Raw genomic sequence first — 22,383 nt, 5'->3', positions numbered from 1 at the left:
GGTGTGCCATCGATGGCTGCGGCAGGGTGGTCCAGGGTGCCTGATGCTCGGGTCGGTGCAGGGACAGAGGCGAGGAGAGCGACATGTGGCGGGGTCTGATCGAGGCGTACCGGGATCGGCTGCCGGTCACCGCGGCCACGCCGGTCGTCACGTTGCACGAGGGAAACACTCCGCTGCTGCCGGCGCCCGTGCTCTCGGCCCGGCTGGGCTGCGACGTCTACCTGAAGGTGGAGGGCGCCAACCCGACCGGCTCCTTCAAGGACCGCGGGATGACCCTCGCGGTCTCCAAGGCTGTCGAGGCCGGTAACAAGGCGATCATCTGCGCCTCCACCGGCAACACCAGCGCCTCCGCCGCGGCGTACGCGGCCCGTGCCGGGCTGACCTGCGCCGTGCTGGTGCCGCAGGGCAAGATCGCGTTGGGCAAGCTGGCCCAGGCGCTGGTGCACGGGGCGAAGCTGCTCCAGGTGAGCGGCAACTTCGACGACTGCCTCGCGCTCGCCGCCAAGCTGGCCCAGGATCACCCGGTCGCGCTTGTCAACTCGGTGAACATCGACCGGCTGCACGGCCAGAAGACCGCCGCCTTCGAGATCGTCGAGGCGCTCGGCGACGCACCCGACATCCACTGCCTGCCCGTCGGCAACGCCGGCAACATCTCCGCGTACTGGATGGGATATTCGGAGGAGCACGCCGCCGGCACCACCACCCGGGCGCCGAAGATGTACGGCTTCCAGGCGTCCGGGGCTGCGCCGATCGTGACCGGCCAGGTGGTGCCGGAGCCGTCGACGATCGCCACCGCCATCCGGATCGGCAACCCGGCGAGCTGGACCAAGGCGCTCGACGCCCGGGACGCCTCCGGTGGCCTGATCGCGGCGGTGACCGACCGGGAGATCCTCACCGCGTACCGGCTGCTCGCCCGCGAGGTGGGGGTCTTCGTCGAGCTGGGCAGCGCGGCCAGCGTGGCCGGCCTGCTCCAGCAGGCCGCGGCGGGCGCGGTTCCGGCCGGCTCGACAGTGGTGTGCACGGTGACCGGTCACGGCCTGAAGGACCCCGAGTGGGCGATCTCGACCGCGCCCGCCCCGGTGACCATCGAGAACGACTCGCTGGCAGCGGCCCGCGCGCTCGACCTGGCCTGAGAGCGGTAGCGCCCGGCGGCGGTGGGACGCGGCCGGGGGCGGCGGGGGCTCCGGTGATCGAATCCGGCACACTTTCCCCTATCCCCGCCCGCATTCTCTTTCAGGAGTGAGCCAGGCCGATGTCGCTGCTCGCCAGATTCAGCCTCGCCAACCGAGGGCTTGTCGCCCTCATCGCGGTGGTGATTACGGCGTTCGGAGCGTTCGCCGTGCCGTCACTTAAGCAGCAACTGCTGCCGTCGCTCGAGTTCCCTGCCGCGTTCATCGTGGCCGCCTACCCCGGCGCCGGCCCCGAGATCGTCGAGTCGCAGGTGACCGAGCCGATCGAGAACGCCCTGCAGGGCATTCCCGGGCTGGACAAGGTCACCTCCACGTCCCGCGAGGGGTCGGCCACGGTCCAGGTGCAGTACGAGTTCGGCACCGACCTGGACGACGTGGTCAACAAGATGCAGACCGCGCTGAGCCGGATCGACGCCCAGTTGCCGGAGAGCGTCGACCCGCAGGTCATCGCGGGGAGCACCGACGACCTGCCGGCGGTGGTGCTGGCCGCGGCCGGCGGCGCCGACGAGCGGGCGCTCGCCGAGAAGCTGCGCGCGACAGTGGTGCCGGAGCTGGAGGGCATCGAGGGCGTCCGTACGGTCGAGGTGACCGGAACCCGCGACGACGTCGTGGTGGTCACCCCGGACCCGGCGAAGCTGGCCGCGGCGAAGGTCCAGCCGACCGCGATCGGCGCCGCGTTGAAGACCAACGGCGTGTCGGTGCCGGCCGGCGCGGTGACCAACGGCGGCCTGGCCCTTCCGGTGCAGGTCGGCACGCCGATCGCGACCCTGGACGATCTGCGCGGCATCATCGTCGCGCCCGGCGCGACACCGGTTCGTCTCGGTGACGTGGCGGCGGTCGAGCAGCAGCTCGCCCCGGCCACCGCGATCACCCGGACCAACGGCAAGGACAGCCTCGGCATCGCCGTCACGGCTGCCCCGGACGGCAACGCGGTGGAGATCTCGCACGAGATCCGGGACCGGCTGGCCGACCTGAAGGACGCCTCCGGCGCGGAGCTGACAGTGGTCTTCGACCAGGCGCCGTTCGTGGAGAAGTCGATCGAGTCGTTGACCACCGAGGGCCTGCTGGGTCTGGTGATGGCGGTCATCGTCATCCTGGTCTTCCTCCTGTCGGTGCGTTCGACTGTGGTCACCGCGGTCTCCATCCCGCTCTCCGTGCTGGTGGCGTTGATCGCCCTGTGGATCGGCGACTACTCACTCAACCTGCTGACCCTCGGCGCGCTGACAATCGCGGTGGGCCGGGTGGTGGACGACTCGATCGTGGTGTTGGAGAACATCAAACGACACCTGGAGTACGGCGAGGAGAAGCGGCAGGCGATCGTCACCGGCGTTCGCGAGGTGGCCGGCGCGGTGACCGCGTCCACCCTCACGACGGTGGCGGTGTTCGCACCTATCGCCCTGGTCGGCGGGTTCGTCGGGCAGCTCTTCGCGCCGTTCGCGATCACGGTGACGGTGGCGCTGCTCGCCTCGCTGCTGGTCTCGCTGACCGTGATCCCGGTGCTTGCGTACTGGTTCCTCAAGCCGCGCGGCGGCACCGTCGACGACGAGGCGGTGCGCCGCGACGCCGAGGAGAAGGAGCTGCGCAACCCGTTGCAGCGCGCGTACCTGCCGGTGATCGGGTTCGCCACCCGCAAGCGGTCGACCCGCTGGATCACCGTCGGGCTCGGCCTGCTGGTGCTCTTCGGCACCTTCGGGTTGGCGCAGAAGTTGGAGACGAACTTCCTGGACGACTCCGGTCAGGACACGCTCAGCTTCCGGCAGGAACTGCCGGCGGGCAGCGGTCTGGCCGCCACCGACGCGGCCGCCAAGCAGGTCGAGGCGGTCCTCGGTCGGGTCGACGGGGTCGACACGTACCAGGTGACCGCCGGCGGGGGCGACAGCCCGTGGGCGGGCGGCGGAGGCAACAACGTCGCGAGCTGGTCGTTGGCGCTCGACGGGGACACCGACGCCAAGCAGGTCCGTGAGGAGCTGCGCCGGGAGTTCGACAAGATCGGCACCAGCCTGGGTGAGGTCAGCTTCGGCGGTGGCCAGGACGCCTCGACCAGCCAGCTGGAGGTGATCGTCCAGGCCGGTGACCCGGAGGTGCTGACCCGGGCCGCCGAGGCGGCCCGGACGGCGATGGCAGGTGTCCCGGACGTCGAGGACGTCACCACGAGCCTCGCGGAGCGGGTGCCGAGGGTCGACGTGACGGTCGACCGGGTCGCCGCCGGACGGGTCGGCCTCACCGAGGCCGCCGTGGGTCAGCTCGTGTCGCAGGCGTTCCGTGGCGCTCCGCTGGGGCAGGTGGCGCTCGACGGCCACCAGCAGGACGTGGTGCTGCGGCTGAGCGCGACCGCGCCGGTGTCGCTGGAGCAGTTGCGGGCCCTTCCGATCGGGCCGGTCAAGCTGGACGACATCGCGGACGTCACCCAGGCCGAGGGGCCGCAGCAGGTCACCCGGATCGACGGCGACCGTAGCGTCTCGGTGACAGGTGCCGCGACCGGTTCGAACCTGGGTGCGACCACCAAGGAGTTGCAGAAGCGGCTCGACGGTATCGACGTCCCGGGGGCGAGCTTCACCATCGGTGGCGTCAGCGCCGATCAGGCGGACGCCTTCGGTGACCTGGCCCTGGCGGTGCTGGTCGCCATCGCGATCGTGTTCCTGATCATGGTGGCCACGTTCCGGAGCCTCACGCAGGCGTTGATCCTGTTGATCTCCATTCCGTTCGCGTCGACAGGCGCGATCGGTCTGCTGCTGGTGACCGGGACTCCGCTGGGAGTGCCGGCGCTGATCGGTGTGCTGATGCTCGTCGGCATCGTGGTGACAAACGCGATCGTGCTGCTCGATCTGATCAACCAGTACCGGGCACAGGGCATGGGGGTCGGGGAGGCGGTGGTCGAGGGTGGCCGGCGCCGGCTGCGCCCGATCCTGATGACCGCGGTCGCGACGATCTTCGCGTTGCTGCCGATGGCGTTCGGACTGACCGGCGAGGGTGGCTTCATCTCGCAGCCTCTGGCGGTCGTGGTGATCGGCGGCCTGCTCAGCTCGACGCTGTTGACGCTGATCCTGGTGCCGACGCTCTACACGATGGTGGAGCACACCAAGGAGTCGCTGCGGGAGCGTCGTCGTCGGCGGCGCTCCGGCGACCCGACGGTGACCGCGCCGACCGGACCGACCGCGCCGGAGGGCGTCGAGCCGGACGGCCCGAACCAGGTGGCAGTGCCGACGAACGCACCGGCCTCGACGCCTGCCGAGGGTTCGCAGCCGGCGGCGGCACGCCCCACCCCGTCGGGCGCGCTCGTGGACGGCACGGACCAGTTCGAGGTGCTACGGCTGCCCCGCAGCCGTCGCTCGCCGCTGCCCCCGTCGGAGCCGACCGAGTAGTCGGACGACATCCGCGAACGCCCCCGGCAGGCTCGCTCGCCGGGGGCGTTCGCCGTGCCCCCTCGGACACTCCGATCGGTCGACGGGCGCTGCACCTCGCGTCACGTCTTGCATACTCCAGGTAGCAATGGTGAGGTGCCGGCGAGCGGGGCGGGTGGATGACCGAGAGCGCGCATGGGTGGTCCCGGCGCGATCTGCTGCGCCGGGGGGCTCTGGTGGTGACCGGTGCGGCCGCCGGGGCGGGCGCCACCGACGTGTGGCTCACCCATCGGCGGCTGCCGCTCGCGGGCGGCCCGGCCAGCGCCACGGTCGGCAACGGGCCGCAGGACGTCGGCGCCGGCGCCGTGCCGGTCATCTGGTCGGGGTCGACCACGCAGCGGCTGGTCGCGCTCACCTTCGACGACGGGCCGGCGCCACGGTGGACGCCCATGGTGCTGGACACCCTCGCCCAGCACCGGGTGCCCGCGACGTTCTTCCTGGTCGGCGCCCAGGTCAGGAAGCACGCCGACCTCGTGCGCGACAGGCTCGCCACGCACGAGGTGGGCAACCACAGTTGGGCGCACCGGGACCTCGCCCAACTGGACGCCGCCGAGGCGTACGACGACCTGCACCGCAGCCACGACGCGATCGCCGACGTGACGGGCACGCCGCCGCGGCTGGTCCGCCCGCCGTACGGCCACCTGGGTGGTGCGGTGCTGCACGCGGCAGCCCGGCTGAACTACCGGCTCGTGCTCTGGTCGTCGCAGATGGTGGAGCGGGAGTTTCCCGACGACCCGGCCGGCCACGCCCGGCGGATCGTGGCCGGCGTCCGGCCGGGGACGATAGTGCTCGGGCACGATGTCGGTGACCGGCGACGTCTGGTCGCGCTGCACGGCCTCCCGGACATGATCGCCGGGCTGCGGGCGCGTGGCTACACCTTCGTCACCGTCTCGGCGCTGCTGGCACCCGGTGTGGCCCCCACGCCGACCGGGTAGGGTCCCGCTGCGTGGCGTCCACCCTCGCGGTCCTCACCGGCAACCGGAGCTTTCGCAACCTCTTCCTCGCCGAGTTGGTGGTCTTCGGCGCCGACTGGTTCGTCATGGTGCCGCTGCTGGTGCTGCTGCCCCAGTTGACCGGCAGCGGGGTCTGGGGCGCACTCGTTCTGGCGGTGGACACCGGCATCGTGGCGCTGCTGCTGCCGTACACCGGCACGATCGCCGACCGCTTCGACCGCCGCAAGATCATGATTGCCGCGAACGTGGCCGCGCTGGCCGGCGTGCTGCTGCTCCTCGGCGTACGCAACCGCGGTACGGCGTGGCTGGCGCTGGTGGCGATCGGGGTCGTCGCGGTCGCCAAGGCGTTCTACTCACCGGCCGCCCAGGCCGCGCTCCCCAACGTGTTGGAACCGCACGAGCTGGCCGCCGGTAACGCCGTGGCCGGCTCGGCCTGGGGCACCATGACGGTGGTGGGCGCCTCGCTGGGTGGTGTGCTCAGCTCGGCTGCCGGCCCGTACGCCTGCTTCTGGGTGGCGGCGGTGGGCCTGGCCCTGGCCGCGGGCCTCGCCACCCGGATCCGCCGGCCCCTGCAGGCGCCCCGCGACCCGGAGCTGCCGGCGCAGCGCACGTGGTCGGCGGTCCGCGAGGCGCTCGGTTACATCGGGCACCGGCCACGGGTGCTGGCGCTGGTCACGGTCAAGTCGGCGGTCGGCCTGGGCAACGGCGTGCTGACCGTGTTTCCGCTGCTCGCCGGCGTCTACGGGGTCGGTTCGCTGGGCGCCGGCCTGCTCTTCGCGGTCCGCGGGGCCGGTGCCCTGGTCGGGCCGATCCTGATGCGCCGGGTGTTGACCAACAGGTCCTGGCTGCTGCCCGGACTCGCGCTGTCCATGTCGCTCTACGGTCTGTCCTACCTGGGTACGTCGGTGGTCCGCTGGTTCCCGCTGGTGCTGCTGCTGGTGTTCGTGGCGCACTTCGCGGGCGGCAGCAACTGGGTGATGTCGAACTTCGCCCTCCAGGGCGAGGTGCCGGACCGGCTGCGCGGCCGGGTCTTCGCCACCGACATGATGCTCGCGACGCTTGCCATCTCGGTGAGTCAACTGGCGGTGGCCCTGGTGGTGGACGTGGTGGACGAGCGGGTGGTGCTGGCCGGCTGCGGGCTCGTCACCCTCGTGTACGCGGTCGGTTGGCGGATCGCCACGCGCCGGCTCTCCCTGACCGATCCGGCCACCGAGCCGGTACCCAACCCGGCCGGCTGAAGACCCGGCGGTCCCATGGTGCGGGCGGCGGGCCGGATCGTCGGTGTCGACCCCTAGCATGAGCGCGTGCCGACGAACTTCACCGCCGGGCCGGTCCGGGTCCGGGTCCCCGCGACCAGTGCCAACCTCGGTCCGGGCTTCGACGCGCTGGGGCTCGCCCTCGGGCTCTACGACGACCTGGCCGCCGAGGTCGCGCCCGCCGGCGTCCAGGTGACGGTCACCGGGCAGGGCGCGGGTGAGCTGCCGGACGACGACCGGCACCTGGTGGTCCGGGCCATGCGTGCCACCTTCGACGTTCTCGGCGGGCAGCCCGGCGGCCTGAGCGTCGAGTGCGTGAACCGCATTCCGCAGGCGCGTGGCCTGGGGTCGTCGTCGGCAGCCATCGTCGCCGGGGTGCTGCTGGCCCGTGCCCTGGTCGTCGACGGCGAGCGCCGGCTGGACCAGCCGGGTGTGCTCCGGCTGGCCGCCGAGATCGAGGGCCACCCGGACAATGTCGCGCCGTGCCTGCTCGGCGGTTTCACCGTGGCCTGGTCCGAGCCGGGCGGCGCTCGGGCGGTGTCCCTGCCGGTCGCCGACGACGTACGACCCACGGTTTTCGTACCGGCCGAGCGCGGTCTGACCGCGACCGCGCGGGCGGCGCTGCCGGCCACCGTGCCCCACGCCGACGCCGCGTTGACGGCGGGGCGGGCGGCGTTGCTGGTGCACGCGCTCACCACGGCCCCGGCGCTGCTGCTGCCGGCGACCGTCGACCGCCTCCACCAGGATTACCGCGCACCCGGGATGCCCGGCACATCTGCCCTGGTCAGCGAGTTGCGCGCGGCAGGTGTGGCGGCTGTGGTCAGTGGGGCCGGGCCGAGCGTGCTGGCGCTCAGCGAGCCGCCGCCGAGCCTCGACGCGGGAACAGACTGGCAGATCTGGCAGTTACCGATAGACGTCAGCGGTGCCCGGGTCGCCCGGGGTAGACTGGGACACGCCGAGCGGGACCCTGTTGCCGCAGGTCGGAAGAGTTGATTACGCTCTAGACCTAGCACAGCCGCGAAGCACGCGATCTCCTGCGGGGCGGCGCACCCCCGAAGCTCTCGGCGGTCAGCCCGTCACCCCTGCCAAGGCCCACGCCGCACCGCAGTTTCCACAGGTCGCCGCAGACGGCGAGACCTGCTCACCGACTTTTGGTGGGTCGGGAAACCACCGGCTGCTGTGTCACAGACTCCCGCGACGCGTCCTTGCGAGGCGGGTGCACCGAGGCCGCCCGGCCACCTGAGCTCCGACTCCGGGCAGTCCCGGCCTTATCGAGGGAAGGAATCCATTGAGCGACACCACCGACGTGACGTCGGATGTTTCCAACGTCGCTGGCGATGCCACCGCTGCCGCTCCCGCCCGTCGTCGGCGCAGCGGCACCGGTCTGTCGGCGATGCTGCTGCCAGAGCTGCAGAGCCTGGCCGCGTCGCTCGGCATCTCCGGCACGGCTCGCATGCGCAAGGGTGAGCTGATCGCCGCGATCTCCGAGCGGCAGGGCGGCAACGCCGCCGGGACCCCTCGACCGCGAGCCGAGGTCGCGGCTGCGGCCGCTCCGGCCCGTGAGGAGGTGCGGGAGAGCGTGGATCGCCCGGCGACCGAGGGCCGCAACACCGAGCAGGCGTCGGCCGAGCCGGCGACTGCGACCGAGGGTCGTGGTCGTACCCGGCGCAGCCGGACCGCCCCGGCCGAATCCCGTGCCTCCGAGGCCGGCACCTCTGAGCCGCGCACCTCTGAGGCGCGCACTTCTGAGCCGCGCACCTCTGAGGCGCGCACCTCTGAGGCGCGCACTTCTGAGGTGCGTTCCGCCGAGGTCCGCTCCTCCGAGGCTCGCACCGACGAGGTGGAGGCCGGCGAGCGGCCCGAGCGCGGCGAGAACCGTCGCGACCGCGCCGAGCGCAACGACCGTGCCGACCGTGGTGAGCGGGCCGAGCGCAACGATCGGGGCGAGCGTGCCGACCGTGGCGAGCGGACCGACCGTGGCGAGCGGACCGACCGTAACGATCGGACCGACCGCAACGATCGCGGCGAGCGTAACGACCGCGCCGACCGTGGTGAGCGGGCCGAGCGCAACGATCGGGGCGAGCGTGCCGACCGTGGCGAGCGGACCGACCGCAACGACCGGAGCGACCGCAACGACCGGGGCGAGCGCGGCGAGCGCAACGACCGTTCGGAGCGCGCCGACCGCAACGACCGCGGTCAGCGTGTCGAGCGGGACAACGACGACGATGACGGCGAGGGCGGCGGTCGGCGTGGCCGGCGTAGCCGCTTCCGCGACCGTCGGCGCGGCCGTGGCGAGCGGGCGGAGACCGGTGGCGACACCGGTGGCCGTGAGCCGCAGGTCGGCGAGGACGACGTGCTCGTCCCCGTGGCCGGCATCATCGACGTGCTCGACAACTACGCCTTCGTGCGGACGACCGGTTACCTGGCCGGCCCGAACGACGTGTACGTCTCGATGTCCCAGATCAAGAAGTACGGTCTGCGCCGCGGTGACGCGATCACCGGCGCGGTGCGTGCGGCCCGCGAGGGTGGCAACACCGGCGACCAGCGGCGGGACAAGTACAACCCGCTGATGCGGCTGGACACGATCAACGGGATGGAGCCGGACGAGGCGCGGCGGCGGCCGGAGTTCTACAAGCTCACGCCGCTCTACCCGCAGGAGCGCCTGCGGTTGGAGACCGAGCCGCACATCCTGACCACCCGGGTCATCGACCTGGTCATGCCGATCGGCAAGGGCCAGCGGGCGCTCATCCAGTCTCCGCCGAAGGCGGGTAAGACGATGGTGCTCCAGGCGATCGCGAACGCGATCACCCGGAACAACCCGGAGTGCCACCTCATGGTGGTGCTTGTCGACGAGCGGCCCGAAGAGGTCACCGACATGCAGCGGTCGATCAAGGGCGAGGTCATCGCGGCCACGTTCGACCGTCCGCCGCAGGACCACACGACGGTGGCGGAGCTGGCGATCGAGCGGGCCAAGCGCCTGGTCGAGCTGGGCCACGACGTCGTCGTGCTGCTCGACTCGGTGACCCGGCTCGGCCGGTCGTACAACCTGGCGGCGCCGGCCAGCGGCCGGATCATGTCGGGTGGTATCGACTCCACCGCGCTCTACCCGCCGAAGCGCTTCCTCGGCGCGGCCCGCAACATCGAGAACGGCGGGTCGCTGACCATCATCGCCACGGCGCTGGTGGAGACCGGGTCCATGGCGGACACGGTCATCTTCGAGGAGTTCAAGGGCACCGGTAACGCGGAGCTGAAGCTGGACCGGAAGATCGCCGACAAGCGGACCTTCCCGGCCATCGACATCAACCCGTCCGGCACCCGGAAGGAAGAGGTCCTGCTCGCGCCCGAGGAGCTGGCCATCATCCACAAGCTCCGGAAGGTGCTGCACTCGCTGGACTCGCAGGCGGCGATGGACCTCCTGCTGGACCGGCTCAAGCAGTCCCGCACCAACATCGAGTTCCTGATGCAGATCGCGAAGTCCACGCCGGGGGAGTAACCATCCCCGGGTGACCAACGACGAAGGGGCACGGCCGCTGTGGCCGTGCCCCTTCGTCGTGTCCGCCAGGAGGCCGACACACCCAGCCCGTCCCGGCCATCGTCCACGACGGACGGATGCCGCACCGTCCGGGAACCCCTCGCCTCAGAAGTCGCCGTCGGCCACCTGGAAGACGGTGAGGCCGAGGGCCCGCCACATCTGGACCACCTGGGCGCGGTCGTCGAAGACCCCGACCACCCGGTAACGGTCCCGGATCTCCCGGTCGTAGATCTCCCGCTTGACGATCGAGTCCTTCCGGGTGTCGCCGACGGCGCGCAGGTGCAGACCGAGGTAGGGGACCCGGACGTGCCGGGCCAGCCACGCCTCGGTGGCCGCTCGGGCCGAGGCGTCCCGCCCGGAGCAGAAGACCACCCCGTACCCGGCGGCGTGCATGGCCCGGACCGCCGCGATCACCGCCGGGTTCGGCTGGTCCTGGCCCACCCGCGTCATGTCGTACGGGCTGCGGGACACGGCCAGCGCGACGGTGCCGTCGATGTCCACCAGAACGATCTCCGGCGGTTCGGTCGACGGCGGGTGCACGGCGGCGGGTCCTCCGCTGCTGGCCTGCGGCACCGGCAGGGGCAGGCTCCGGCCCTCCAGGTACCGCTCGTGCAGCCGGCGGATGGCGTCCGCGCCGACCTGCTCGGCCGCCGGGCGGGCGGCGTCGCGGCGCAGGCACTCGTCCAGCGGTACGTCGGTGAAGTCGTGCACCTCGAAATCCGCGCCGTGTCGGGCGGCCAGCTCGGCCCAGCCCCGCAACGAACGGGCGCGGAGGTTGGTGTCGTCCACGCAGACGTCCGCCCGCGCCCGCAGCAGCGCCTCCACCTGGGCCCGCTGCACGACTGTCACCTGGGCCTCGGCCCACTGGGTGAACAGGCGCTCGCCGTGCAGCATCCGGCGCAGGTCGTCCCGGTTGACCCGCACCACGGACGGCTGGAGCGTACGGGCGAAGGTGGTCTTGCCCGAGGCGGGCAGCCCTCGGGTCGCGATCAGTCGGGTCATCGGCACACCTCAGGCTCGACAGGCGTACCCCCGCTGGGGTACGCGGCGGCGGCTCCCAGGGTGCGCGATTGCCCCGGCAGGCGGCGGGAATGCGGACGGGTAGGCACGTGTTGACGATGCCGGACGAGGTGTGCGGCCCGCTTGCCGGGTCGGCTCAGGCCCATGGCACACTGGTCAATCGGCCACCGGTTCCGGTTCACGCCCGAGCCCGTCGTGTACGGCGCGACGAGTGATGACGGCGACCCGGCGACCACCAACGAGAGGACCGAGGCGAGATGAAGGCAAACATCCACCCGGAGTACGTGACCACCGAGGTCAGCTGCTCCTGCGGTAACACGTTCACGACCCGCAGCACCGCCAAGGGCGGGGCGATCCACGTCGAGACCTGCAGCGCCTGCCACCCGTTCTACACCGGTAAGCAGCGCGTTCTCGACACCGCCGGCCGGGTCGCGAAGTTCCAGCAGAAGTACGCCAAGGTTCAGGCCAAGAAGGCCAAGTAACTCCCCGTTCGGCGCCCGTGTCCGGTTTTTCACCGGGCACGGGCGCCGTCCGCGTTCTGCCTGATTCCCGCCCGGCGTCCGACCGTCGAGTCGGCCGGTGTCGCATCCTCGAAGGAGCATCCGCAGCATGAGCAGCGAGCGTCTGGCCGGCCTCCTCGACGAGTACGCGGAGCTGGAGAAGCGGCTGGCCGACCCGGCCATCCACGCCGACCAGGCCACCGCGCGCCGGGTGGGTCGCCGGTACGCCGCGCTGGTGCCGCTGCACAAGGCCGCCGGTGAGCTGGAGCAGGCGCGCGCCGACCTGGCCGCGGCCCGCGAGTTGGCCGCCGAGGACCCCTCGTTCGCGGCCGAGACCGAGGCGATCGCGGCGTCCCTGCCGGGACTGGAGGAGCGCCTCGCCGAGCTGCTCATCCCGCGTGACCCGCACGACGCCAAGGACGTGATCGTCGAGATCAAGGCCGGTGAGGGTGGCGAGGAGTCGGCGCTGTTCGCAGGCGACCTGCTGCGGATGTACACCCGGTACGCCGAGCGCCACGGCTGGGTCACCGAGGTGATCGACGCGCAGGACTCGGACCTCGGTGGGGTCAAGGACGTCTCGCTGTCGATCAAGACGAAGGGCGTACCCGAGGGTGGCAACGGCGTCTGGTCGCGGCTCAAGTGGGAGGGCGGCGTGCACCGGGTGCAGCGCGTCCCGGTCACGGAGTCGCAGGGCCGGATCCACACCAGCGCGGCTGGCGTGCTGGTGCTGCCCGAGGCCGAGGACGTCGACGTCACCATCGACGCCAACGAGCTGCGCATCGACGTGTTCCGGTCGTCCGGGCCGGGCGGCCAGTCGGTGAACACCACCGACTCGGCGGTGCGGATCACCCACCTGCCGACGGGCATCGTCGTCTCCTGCCAGAACGAGAAGTCCCAGTTGCAGAACCGGGAGCAGGCGATGCGGATCCTGCGGGCCCGGCTGCTCGCCGCCGCCCAGGAGCAGGCCGATGCCGCCGCCTCGGACGCCCGCAAGGCGCAGGTGCGGACGGTGGACCGCTCGGAGCGGATCCGCACGTACAACTTCCCGCAGAACCGGATCACCGACCACCGGATCGGCTACACCGCGTACAACCTGGACCTGGCGCTCGCCGGCGACCTGGACGGGGTGCTGGACGCCCTGGCCGAGGCCGACCGCGCCGCCCGGCTGGCCGGCGACACGGAGCTGACCCGCCGCTGACCGGACCGCCGCCGATCGATCGCGCGGTGCGTGCGGTCAGCTCGCGCGGGGGCGTGACTTCGCCCGTAGCATCTCCCGGTCGGCCTGTTCGAAGGCGACGCTGAGCGCGTCGCGCAGCCCGCCGCCACCGGACACCTCCGCGAAGCCGATGCTCACGCCGACCGGGGTGCCCGGCACCAGGGACTCCCAGTCCTCGTTGCGCACCGCCGCCTCGATCCGGCGGGCCACCTCGGCGGCCTCGGTCATGCCGGTCTCCGGGAGCACCACCACGAACTCGTCCCCGCCGTAGCGGGCCACGAAGTCGCCCCGGCGCATCACCCGGTTGATCACCCCGGCGATGCGTTGCAGCACCAGGTCGCCGGAGTGGTGCCCGTGGCGGGTGTTTACCGCCTTGAAGCCGTCCAGGTCGCAGACGCCGATGACGACCCGCTCGCCCCGGGTGACGACGGCGGTGATGTACCGCTCCAGCCGGCGCCGGTTGGGCAGCCCGGTGAGCGGGTCGGTAAGCGCCTCACCCTCGTACCGTGCCGCCTCCCGGCGCATCTCCTCGTGGTCGATGCGGGCGGCGATGCCGTCGATGTAGACGTCGCGCAGCCGGTCGTTGCGTTGTGCGGCGAGCCGGAACGCCAGCCGGTCGGCCCGGTGCGCCGCCGGGTGGTCGCCGGCGCGGGCCAGCGCGATGCTGCGCAGCCGGGCCGGCTCGGCCGCGCCGAGTGTCTCGGTGGACACCCGGATGGTGTCCAGCCGGGCGACCGCCTCGATGGGTCGACCGTCCGCGATGGCCAGGCAGACCATGCCGAGCTGTCGCATGTCCCGCGCACGGGCGCTGTCCCCGCCGTGGCTGAGCAGGTGGGACGGCTCGGCCTCGCCTGTCGACTCCAGCGGGTCGCCGAGCGCGGCCTGCCGGGCCGCCGAATATCCGTACGCGGCGAGGCTGCTCGGGCGCAGCCGGCCGGCCCGCCCGCTGCGGACGAACCGGGCCAGGTCGGCTGCGACGTCCCGCAGGACCCGCAGGCAGCCGTCGCTGTCCCCGTTGTGGTCCAGTGCCACGGCGTTGCGCAGCCGGATGCCCGGTGCGGCGAACGTCTCCTCGGGGATGCCGGAGGTCGACCCGAGCTGCCGCGCGCGTTCGATCGCGCCCAGGGCGTAGCCGTGGAAGCTGAGGTAGCTGTAGGCCATCGCGAGGTCGTGCCAGCCCCACGCCGTGTCCCGGTCCGGGTCCTCCACGGCGCTGAGCGCCCGGGCGGCCTTGACGAGGTGGGTGACGCAGCGGTCCAGCGCGCCCTGGTGGTGCGCGGCGAGCGCGGCCAGCGCGTTGAGGTGCCCGTGCAGGTAGGGCTCAGCGAGATCGCGAACGGCCGCCGACGCCTCCTCGATGGCCCGGGTGAACTCCGCCGTCCGACCGAGATTGATCAGCGCGGAGAGGCGCTGCACGAGGGCGTCCGCGCGGGCCGCCGGGTCGGTGGTGGTACGGATCACCCGCTCCAGCAACGCGTACGACTCCGCGGAGCGACTTGCTTCTTGCAAAGCCCGCGCCTGCCTGAGGGTGTCAACCTGGTCATGGACCCGGTCGAGCCAGCCCACCCACAACCTCCTGCCGTGTGCGTCTTGACGCACCCGTTCGTGGCGTCGTCCGTGACGCCTCATGATTGTCGCGTGACCACTCTGCCGCAACACCCCCCCGAAGGGACAGGACGTACCCGTCCGTCCGCCGCGGTCGCCCGCGCGGCGCGGGCGCTCGCCGCCGCCGGGGTGGGCCCGGCGCGCGTGGAGGCCGAGCTGCTGGCGGCGTACGTGCTGGGGGTGCCCCGGGGTCGTCTGGCGCTCGCCGACGACCTGGACGACGCCCAGCTGACCCGGCTCGACGAGCTGGTCGGCCGTCGCGTCCGTCGGGAGCCGTTGCAGCACCTGACCGGTCGGGCGGGATTCCGGCATCTGGAGTTGGCGGTCGGTCCGGGCGTCTTCGTGCCCCGTCCGGAGACGGAACTGCTGGCGGGCTGGGGTGTCGAGCAGGGGCGGGGCAGATCCGAGCCACTGGTCGTGGACCTGTGCAGCGGCACCGGCGCCATCGCCCTGGCGGTGGCGCAGGAGCTACCCGGGGCGCGGGTGATCGCTGTCGAGCGGTCCCCGGCGGCGCTGGCGTGGCTGCGCCGCAACGCGGCCGAGCGGGCCGCCGCGGGCGACCGGCCGATCGAGGTGGTCGAGGCCGACGTGACGGCGCCGGACCTGCTTGCCGACCTGGCGGGCCGGGTGGACGTGCTGCTCTGCAACCCGCCGTACGTGCCGGTGGAGGTGGTGGTGCCGCCGGAGGTGGCGGCGCACGATCCGGCGGAGGCGGTCTTCGGCGGCGTGGACGGTCTGGCGGTGATCCGGCCGGTGATCGGCCGGGCGGCGGCGCTGCTGCGCCCCGGCGGCGTCATCGGGGTCGAGCACGACGACACACACGGCGTGGCGGTGCCGGCGTTGTTCGCCTCCGACGGCCGGTTCGAGGCGGTCACGGAGCATCCGGACCTCACCGGCCGCCCCCGCTACGCGACCGCGTCCCGACGGGCGGACGGCCAGCACACCGCGTCCGGGCCGGCGTGGCAGACTGACTCCTCGTGATGCTCTACGACTGCCGATCGCCCGCCGATCGGGACCGCGGCATCGCTGCGGCCATCGAGGCGGTCAAGAACGGCGAGCTTGTCGTCCTCCCGACGGACACGGTCTACGGGATCGGCGCGGACGCGTTCACGCCCTACGCGGTCAAGGCGCTGCTGGACGCGAAGGGCCGGGGTCGGCAGATGCCGCCGCCGGTGCTGATCGGTTCGCGCCACACCCTGGACGGGTTGGTCTTCTCGCTGCCCACGGCAGCACGGGACCTGGTGGAGGCGTTCTGGCCGGGTGCCCTGACGATCGTGGTCGAGCACTCGCCGAGCCTCCAGTGGGACCTGGGCGACAAGACGGGCACCGTGGCGGTGCGGATGCCGCTGCACCCGGTGGCCCTGGAGGTCCTGCGGGAGACCGGCCCGATGGCTGTCTCCTCGGCCAACAAGACGGGCCAGCCGGCCGCGGTCACCGCCGAGGAGGCGCGTGACCAGCTCAGCTACTCGGTGCGCGCGTACCTGGAGGCCGGGCCCTGCCCGGACCCGGTGCCGAGCACGATCGTGGACCTGACCGGCGAGGTGCCGCAGTTGCTGCGGGCCGGTGCGATCCCGCTGGAGAAGCTGCGGGACGTCGTCCCGGATCTCGTCGACGTCCAGGGGGTCTGAGTGCCCCCGTTCACCGTCCTGCACGTCTGCATGGGCAACATCTGTCGTTCGCCGATGGCCGAGCGGCTGCTCGCCCTCGCGATGCGGGAGCGGTTGACCCGGCGTGCGCAGGACCCGGCCGCCGCCGAGGAGCTGCTGCACAGCCACAGCGCCGGCACCGGCGGCTGGCACGCGGGCGAGGAGATGAACCCGCCGGCCGCGCGCCAGGTCATCGACCGTGGCGGCGCCGTCGAGGGTTTCGCGGCGCGCAAGCTGCGTTCGGACCACATCGACGCCGCCGATCTGGTCCTGACGGCCACGGCCGACCAGCAGGAGTACGTGGTGGCGCTGCGCCCGGACGCGGCGGCCCGCACCTTCGTGCTTGGTGAGTTCGGCCGCCTGCTGGCCGCGGTGGACGCGGCCGCGTTGCCGGCGGCCGAGGCGACCCCGGATGCGGTGTACGCCCGGGGCGTGGCCCTGGTGGCGGCGGCGCACGACAGTCGGCTGGGCGCGTCCTCGCTGCCCACCGACGATCTCGACGATCCCTGGGGTCGTGGTGACCAGTGCTTCACCAGGGTCGCCGACGAGATCGAGGAGACGGTCCACCCGCTGGCCGCCGCGCTGCTGCCCTGAGCGTCGTGCGAGTTTCCTCCGGGTTTGGGGAAAACCAGGGGCGAAAGGGGCGTTCCGGGTCATTCTGAACGGGTCCTAGCGTGACCGGCTCCTGCGGGGAGAGCTGATGATCCGGGCCCGACTCGACAAACTGCTGACCGTGGTGATCGCCGGTGTGCTGGCCGGACTGGTGCTGGCCGGGGCCGCCCTACCCGCGGCCCTGGTCTTCGGGATCGGCTTCAGCGCCCTGTCCACGCCCTACTCGGAGCTGCCCAGCACGCTGCGTACGCCGCCCACCGCCCAGCGCTCCAACCTCTACGCCAACGACGGCGCCACCCTGATCACGTCCTTCTACCAGGAGGACCGGGTGGACGTCCCGCTGCGCGAGGTCGCCCCGGTGATGCGCCAGGCCATCGTGGCGGCCGAGGACGTCCGGTTCTACCAGCACAGCGGCGTGGACCTGCGCGGCGTCGTGCGCGCCTTCACTGTGAACAAGCGGGACGGCAAGACCCGGCAGGGCGCCTCCACCCTGACCATGCAGTACGTCCGCAACGTGCTCAGCAGCGACCCCCGGCTGACCGAGCGGGAGCGCCAGGCGGCCACCGAGGTCACCACCGCCCGCAAGCTCCAGGAGATGAGGTACGCGTTGGCGCTGGAGCGGGAGCTGAGCAAGGAGGACATCCTCACCCGCTATCTCAACATCGCCTACTTCGGCGCCGGGGCGTACGGGATCGCGGCGGCCAGCAAGCGCTACTTCTCCCGCTCGCCGGCCGAGTTGACACTGGCCCAGGCCGCACTGCTGGCCGGGTTGGTCCGCTCGCCGGACAGCGACGACCCGATCAACGGGGACGCCGACAGCGCCCTGGGCCGACGGACGTACGTGCTCGAACGGCTGGTGGAGACCGGTCAGGTGCCTGCCGACGCGGCGGCGGCGGCGCAGGCCGAGCCGTTGCAGTTGCGGCCCAGCCAGACGCCCAACGACTGCACGGGGGTGCCCGACGGGCACAACGACTGGGGCTTCTTCTGCGACTGGTTCACCCGCTGGTGGAGCAGCCAGTCGGCGTTCGGGTCGAGTGCCGACGAGCGGCAGCGTACGTTGCGCCGGGGCGGCTTCTCCATCGTCTCGTCGCTGGACCCGGCGGTGCAGCGGGCCACCACGGAGCAGGTGCTGAAGATCTACCGCCCGACCGAGGCGCGGGCGGTGCCGACCACTGTGGTGCAGCCCGGCACCGGGCGGGTGCTGGCGATGTCGGTGAACCGCACCTACAGCGTCGCCGACAACCCGGTCGGGCAGAAGAACCATCCGAACACTGTCAACCAGCTCGTCGCCGGCGGCGGTGCCATCGACGGCTACCAGGCCGGCTCGACGTTCAAGCTGTTCGCCATGCTGGCCGCGCTGGAGTCCGGCCTGCCGCTGTCGACCGAGTTCACGGCGCCGAGCCAACTGCTCACCCGGTTCCCGGCGACGGGGACGGGAAGCTGCGACGGCCGTTGGTGCCCGTCGAACGCCAGCCCGTCGTCGATGGACGGCCCCCGCACCATGTGGACCGCGTTCGGCCGGTCGGTGAACACCTACTTCGCCTGGCTGACCGAGCGGGTCGGCGCCGATCGGGTGGTGGAGATGGCCGAGCGGCTCGGCGTCGTACTGCGCGCCGACTCCGACGAGCGGCTGGCCCGCTACGGCGCGAAGAACTGGGGCCCGTTCACCCTGGGCGTGGCCGCGACGACCCCGCTGGACCTGGCCACCGCGTACGCCACGGTGGCGGCCGAGGGGACCTGGTGCGCGCCGCTGCCGGTGGTCTCGATAAGCGACTCGGCGGGCCGGCCCGTGGACGCCGCCAAGCCGGACTGCCGACAGGTGCTCGACACCGACGTGGCGCGGGCGGCGGCGGACGCGGCCCGTTGCCCGGTGGGCGACCAGTCGATGTACGGGCGGTGCGACGGTGCCACCGCGCCCGACCTGCGTGCCCGCCTCGGTCGCCCGGTGGCCGGCAAGACCGGTAGCTCCGAGCGGTACGAGACGGAGACGGTGGTGGCCTTCACCCCGCAGTTGGCCGTCGCCTCGATGGCGGCCAACCCGGACGACCCGCGCGACGCGGTCGGTCAGGCGGTGCAGGCGCAGATGGTGACAGCGGTGGGGGAGGTGCTCCGCGTCGCTCTGCGCGACCAGCCGGTCCGCGACTTCGTCCCGCCGAGCGAACGCGCCGCCTTCCAGACGACCGGAGCCCGCACCGGCAACTGACCCGTCGGAGGCGGGGTGGTCAGGGGGTTTGTTCGGCGTTGCGGGCGATGTTGCGGGCCATGCCGCCGAAGACCACCGCGTGGAACGGGGCCACCGACCCCCAGTAGGCGTGGCCGGCCAGCCCGCGGGGCAGGAAGACGGCGCGCTGCTGGTAGCGGCTGCGCCCGCCGTCGACGGGCAGTGCCCGCATCTCCAGCCAGGCGCGGCCGGGCAGTCGCATCTCCGCGCGCAGCCGCAGCAGCTCACCCGGGACGATCTCCTCCACCCGCCAGAAGTCCAGCGCCTCGCCGACCTGGAGGCGGTGCGGGTCACGCCTGCCCCGCCGCAGTCCCACCCCGCCGACCAGCCGGTCCAGCCAGCCGCGCACCGACCAGGCGAGGGGGAACGAGTACCAGCCGTGCTCGCCGCCGACGCCCTCGATGACCCGCCACAGCGCCGCCGGTGACGCGTCGACAGTGCGCTCCCGGACGTCGGTGTACGCGGTACCGCCGGACCAGTCCGGGTCGGTGGGCAGCGGCTCGGCCGGCGCGTCCGGGCCGCTCGCGGTGGACCAGCGGGTCTCCACCTGGGCGTCGCGCACCTTGGCCAGCGCCAGTGCCACCGCGTCGTCGAAGCCGGTGAGGCCGTCCGGTGGGTCGGGCACGTACCTGGCGATGTCGTGTTCGTGCGCCACGGCCTCGTGGATCAGGCTCTCCACGAGTGGGCGGGCGATGGCGTTCGGCACCGGGGTGATGAGGCCGACCCAGTGCGAGGACAGCGACGGGGTGAGCGGTCGGACCGGCACGATGATCCGTCGGCGCAGGCCGGCCACCCGGGCGTACCGCTGCATCATCTCGCGGAAGGTGAGCACGTCGGGCCCACCGATGTCGAAGCCGCGATTGACCTCGGGCGGCAGCGCGGTGCAGCCGGCCAGGTAGCGCAGCACGTCGCGGACCGCGATCGGCTGGATCCGGTTGCGGACCCACCGTGGGGTGATCATGGCGGGCAGCCGCTCGGTCAGGTACCGCAGCATCTCGAACGACGCCGAGCCGGAGCCGATGATCACCGCGGCGCGGAGTACCGCGGTGGGCACCCCGCTGGCCAGCAGGATCCGACCGACCTCGGCGCGGGACCGCAGGTGCGGCGAGGGGACCTCGGCGTCGGAGGCCGGCTCCGGGCCGCCCAGGTAGACGATCCGGCGTACGCCTGCCGCGCGGGCCGCCGCCGCGAAGTTGGTAGCCGCCGTCCGGTCTGCCGCCTCGAAGTCGGACCGGCCCAGCGAGTGCACCAGGAAGTACGCGACGTCCACGTCGGCGAACGCGGCGGGCAGGGTCTCCGGGCGGCTCAGGTCGCCCTCGACGATCTCGGCCGCCGAGGCCCAGGGCACGTCGCGCAGCCGTACGGCCTTGCGGGCGAGGCAGCGTACGGTGTGGCCGTCGGCGAGCAGCAGCGGCGTCAGCCGCCCGCCGATGTATCCGGTAGCGCCGGTGACGAGGCATCTCACAGCTCCCAGTCTGCGGCCGCCTAGACTCGTTCGCTGTGGAGACCGAGACGAGCACCTTCTGGGGGCCGGATTTCGCGCAGCTCAGGGCCACCGACCCGGAGATCGCCGGGGTGGTCCTCGGCGAGCTGGACCGGTTGCGCGGCGGCCTGCAGCTCATCGCGAGCGAGAACCTGACCTCACCGGCGGTGCTGGCCGCGCTCGGCTCGACGCTCACCAACAAGTACGCCGAGGGCTATCCGGGTCGGCGCTACTACGGCGGCTGCGCCGAGGTGGACCGGGCCGAGGAGATCGGCATCGCCCGCGCCAAGGAGCTGTTCGGGGCCGAGCACGCCAACCTCCAGCCGCACTCGGGGGCGAGCGCCAACCTGGCCGCGTACGCCGCGCTGGTGCAGCCGGGCGACACGGTGCTGGCGATGGACCTGCCGCACGGCGGGCACCTGACCCACGGCAGCCGGGTCAACTTCTCCGGCAAGTGGTTCCGCCCGGTCGGTTACCCGGTCCGGCCGGACACCGAGCTGATCGATTACGACGAGGTTCGCGACCTGGCCCGGACGCACCGGCCCAAGCTGATCATCTGCGGTGCCACCGCGTACCCGCGCCTGATCGACTTCGCGCGGTTCCGGGAGATCGCCGACGAGGTCGGCGCGTACCTCATGGTGGACGCCGCGCACTTCATCGGCCTGGTCGCCGGCCGGGCGATCCCGTCCCCGGTGCCGTACGCCGACGTCGTCTGCGCCACCACGCACAAGGTGCTGCGCGGGCCGCGCGGCGGCATGATCCTCTGCCGCGAGTCGCTGGCCCAGCGGATCGACAAGGCGGTCTTCCCGTTCACGCAGGGCGGCCCGCTCATGCACGCGGTCGCGGCGAAGGCGGTCGCGCTGCGCGAGGCGGCCCAACCCGAGTTCCAGACGTACGCCGGCCAGGTGGTCCGCAACGCGCAGGCGCTCGCCGCGGGGCTGGCCGACGAGGGGATGCGTCCGGTGTCCGGCGGCACCGACACCCACCTCGCCCTGATCGACCTGCGGGAGCTGGGCGTGACCGGCGCCCAGGCCGAGGCCCGCTGCGACGCCGCCGCGATCACGCTCAACAAGAACGCCATCCCGTACGACCCACAGCCGCCGCTGGTGGCCTCGGGGCTCCGGGTGGGCACGCCGAGCGTCACCACCCAGGGCATGCGGGAGGGTGAGCTGCGGCAGGTGGCGGCCCTGATCGCCCGCGCGGTGCGGACGGATCCGGGTGCCGCGGGCGGCGTCGACGCGCTGACCCGGATCGGCGCCGAGGTGGCCGAGCTGGCCGCAGCGTTCCCGGCGTACCCCCGTGGCTGAGCCCGGGGTGGTCGAGGCCGCCGCCGACCGGCGGTGGCGGTTGCGGCACCTGCCGGTGTTGCTGGGCGCGTCGGTGGGGCTGGCCGTGGTCGCCGCGGTGGTGGGCGCGGTGACCGGCGGCGTGACCGCCGCGCTCGGCGCGGCGGCCGGCGTGGGCGTCACGGTGTTCAGCTACACCCTCACCACTGTGGTGCTGGCCCGGGCCGACCAGATCAACCCGCAGTTGCTGCTGCCGCTCGGGCTGGGCCTGTACGTGCTGAAGTTCACCCTGTTGGGTGTCGTGCTGGTGGCGGTGGCCTCGACCGGCTGGACCGGGTTGATCCCTCTCTGCCTCGGCATCGTCGCCGGGGTGGCAGTGTGGACAGCGGTGCACCTCTGGTGGCTGACCACGGTGCACGCTCGTCGACCGCGGGGCTGACCTGCCGATCGGCCGGTCGTCCC

At 72.6% G+C, this 22,383-nt stretch carries 17 protein-coding genes; 14 read left to right on the top strand and 3 right to left on the bottom strand.

Annotated elements, in window-relative coordinates:
• The first annotated feature begins 83 nt into the window (after window positions 1-83).
• The 6 genes from thrC to rho all read left to right on the top strand — a co-directional run bounded on the left by thrC (window position 84) and on the right by rho (window position 10,293).
• Entirely contained in the window at window positions 84-1,133 is a 1,050-nt protein-coding gene (thrC, locus tag ACGFIE_RS28345) for a threonine synthase (RefSeq protein WP_363679910.1), read from the top strand.
• A gap of 119 nt (window positions 1,134-1,252) precedes the next feature.
• The gene (locus tag ACGFIE_RS28340) at window positions 1,253-4,552 is read left to right on the top strand and encodes an efflux RND transporter permease subunit (RefSeq protein WP_393300258.1); all 3,300 of its coding nucleotides are present in this window, start codon (window positions 1,253-1,255) and stop codon (window positions 4,550-4,552) included.
• Window positions 4,553-4,710: 158 nt separating this feature from the next.
• Window positions 4,711-5,526, top strand: a complete 816-nt coding sequence (locus ACGFIE_RS28335; protein ID WP_393300255.1) for a polysaccharide deacetylase family protein — start codon at window positions 4,711-4,713, stop codon at window positions 5,524-5,526.
• 11 nt (window positions 5,527-5,537) lie between these two features.
• Entirely contained in the window at window positions 5,538-6,782 is a 1,245-nt protein-coding gene (locus ACGFIE_RS28330; protein ID WP_393300252.1) for an MFS transporter, read from the top strand.
• A 66-nt stretch (window positions 6,783-6,848) separates the two neighbouring features.
• Window positions 6,849-7,793, top strand: a complete 945-nt coding sequence (gene thrB, locus ACGFIE_RS28325) for a homoserine kinase (protein WP_393300249.1) — start codon at window positions 6,849-6,851, stop codon at window positions 7,791-7,793.
• Window positions 7,794-8,088: 295 nt separating this feature from the next.
• A complete protein-coding gene (gene rho / locus ACGFIE_RS28320; protein WP_393300246.1) occupies window positions 8,089-10,293 on the top strand; it encodes a transcription termination factor Rho in 2,205 nt (734 codons plus the stop codon).
• Window positions 10,294-10,437: 144 nt separating this feature from the next.
• Here rho and ACGFIE_RS28315 read toward each other — a convergent pair whose 3' ends face one another.
• Window positions 10,438-11,334, bottom strand: coding sequence for an AAA family ATPase (locus tag ACGFIE_RS28315; protein WP_393300243.1), 897 nt, complete (start codon window positions 11,332-11,334; stop codon window positions 10,438-10,440).
• 275 nt (window positions 11,335-11,609) lie between these two features.
• Between ACGFIE_RS28315 and rpmE the strand changes: the two genes are divergently transcribed.
• Complete coding sequence (gene rpmE / locus ACGFIE_RS28310; RefSeq protein WP_007464546.1) at window positions 11,610-11,834, top strand: 50S ribosomal protein L31; 225 nt, start codon at window positions 11,610-11,612, stop codon at window positions 11,832-11,834.
• A 127-nt stretch (window positions 11,835-11,961) separates the two neighbouring features.
• Entirely contained in the window at window positions 11,962-13,050 is a 1,089-nt protein-coding gene (gene prfA, locus ACGFIE_RS28305; protein ID WP_393300240.1) for a peptide chain release factor 1, read from the top strand.
• A 36-nt stretch (window positions 13,051-13,086) separates the two neighbouring features.
• Here prfA and ACGFIE_RS28300 read toward each other — a convergent pair whose 3' ends face one another.
• Window positions 13,087-14,634, bottom strand: coding sequence for a diguanylate cyclase domain-containing protein (locus ACGFIE_RS28300; RefSeq protein WP_393300237.1), 1,548 nt, complete (start codon window positions 14,632-14,634; stop codon window positions 13,087-13,089).
• A gap of 72 nt (window positions 14,635-14,706) precedes the next feature.
• Here ACGFIE_RS28300 and prmC point away from each other — a divergent pair, with 72 nt between their 5' ends.
• The 4 genes from prmC (at window position 14,707) to ACGFIE_RS28280 (ending at window position 19,134) form a co-directional block, all read left to right on the top strand.
• Complete coding sequence (gene prmC, locus ACGFIE_RS28295) at window positions 14,707-15,654, top strand: peptide chain release factor N(5)-glutamine methyltransferase (RefSeq protein ID WP_393300234.1); 948 nt, start codon at window positions 14,707-14,709, stop codon at window positions 15,652-15,654.
• A complete protein-coding gene (locus ACGFIE_RS28290; RefSeq protein WP_363680494.1) occupies window positions 15,654-16,301 on the top strand; it encodes an L-threonylcarbamoyladenylate synthase in 648 nt (215 codons plus the stop codon). The genes prmC and ACGFIE_RS28290 overlap by 1 nt, the downstream gene beginning before the upstream one ends.
• Entirely contained in the window at window positions 16,302-16,913 is a 612-nt protein-coding gene (locus ACGFIE_RS28285) for a phosphotyrosine protein phosphatase (protein ID WP_393300231.1), read from the top strand.
• A 106-nt stretch (window positions 16,914-17,019) separates the two neighbouring features.
• Entirely contained in the window at window positions 17,020-19,134 is a 2,115-nt protein-coding gene (locus ACGFIE_RS28280; RefSeq protein ID WP_393300228.1) for a transglycosylase domain-containing protein, read from the top strand.
• A gap of 19 nt (window positions 19,135-19,153) precedes the next feature.
• On the opposite strand, the gene ACGFIE_RS28275 is transcribed toward ACGFIE_RS28280, so the two are convergent.
• The gene (locus tag ACGFIE_RS28275; protein ID WP_393300225.1) at window positions 19,154-20,617 is read right to left on the bottom strand and encodes an SDR family oxidoreductase; all 1,464 of its coding nucleotides are present in this window, start codon (window positions 20,615-20,617) and stop codon (window positions 19,154-19,156) included.
• Window positions 20,618-20,652: 35 nt separating this feature from the next.
• Here ACGFIE_RS28275 and glyA point away from each other — a divergent pair, with 35 nt between their 5' ends.
• A complete protein-coding gene (glyA, locus tag ACGFIE_RS28270) occupies window positions 20,653-21,942 on the top strand; it encodes a serine hydroxymethyltransferase (protein ID WP_393300222.1) in 1,290 nt (429 codons plus the stop codon).
• A 7-nt stretch (window positions 21,943-21,949) separates the two neighbouring features.
• Entirely contained in the window at window positions 21,950-22,360 is a 411-nt protein-coding gene (locus ACGFIE_RS28265; protein WP_393300518.1) for a hypothetical protein, read from the top strand.
• Window positions 22,361-22,383: the final 23 nt, after the last annotated feature.

The sequence above is a fragment of the Micromonospora sp. NPDC049275 genome, from assembly GCF_043197115.1.
Taxonomy (GTDB): domain Bacteria; phylum Actinomycetota; class Actinomycetes; order Mycobacteriales; family Micromonosporaceae; genus Micromonospora.
This window is presented reverse-complemented; position numbering and strand designations above follow the sequence as displayed.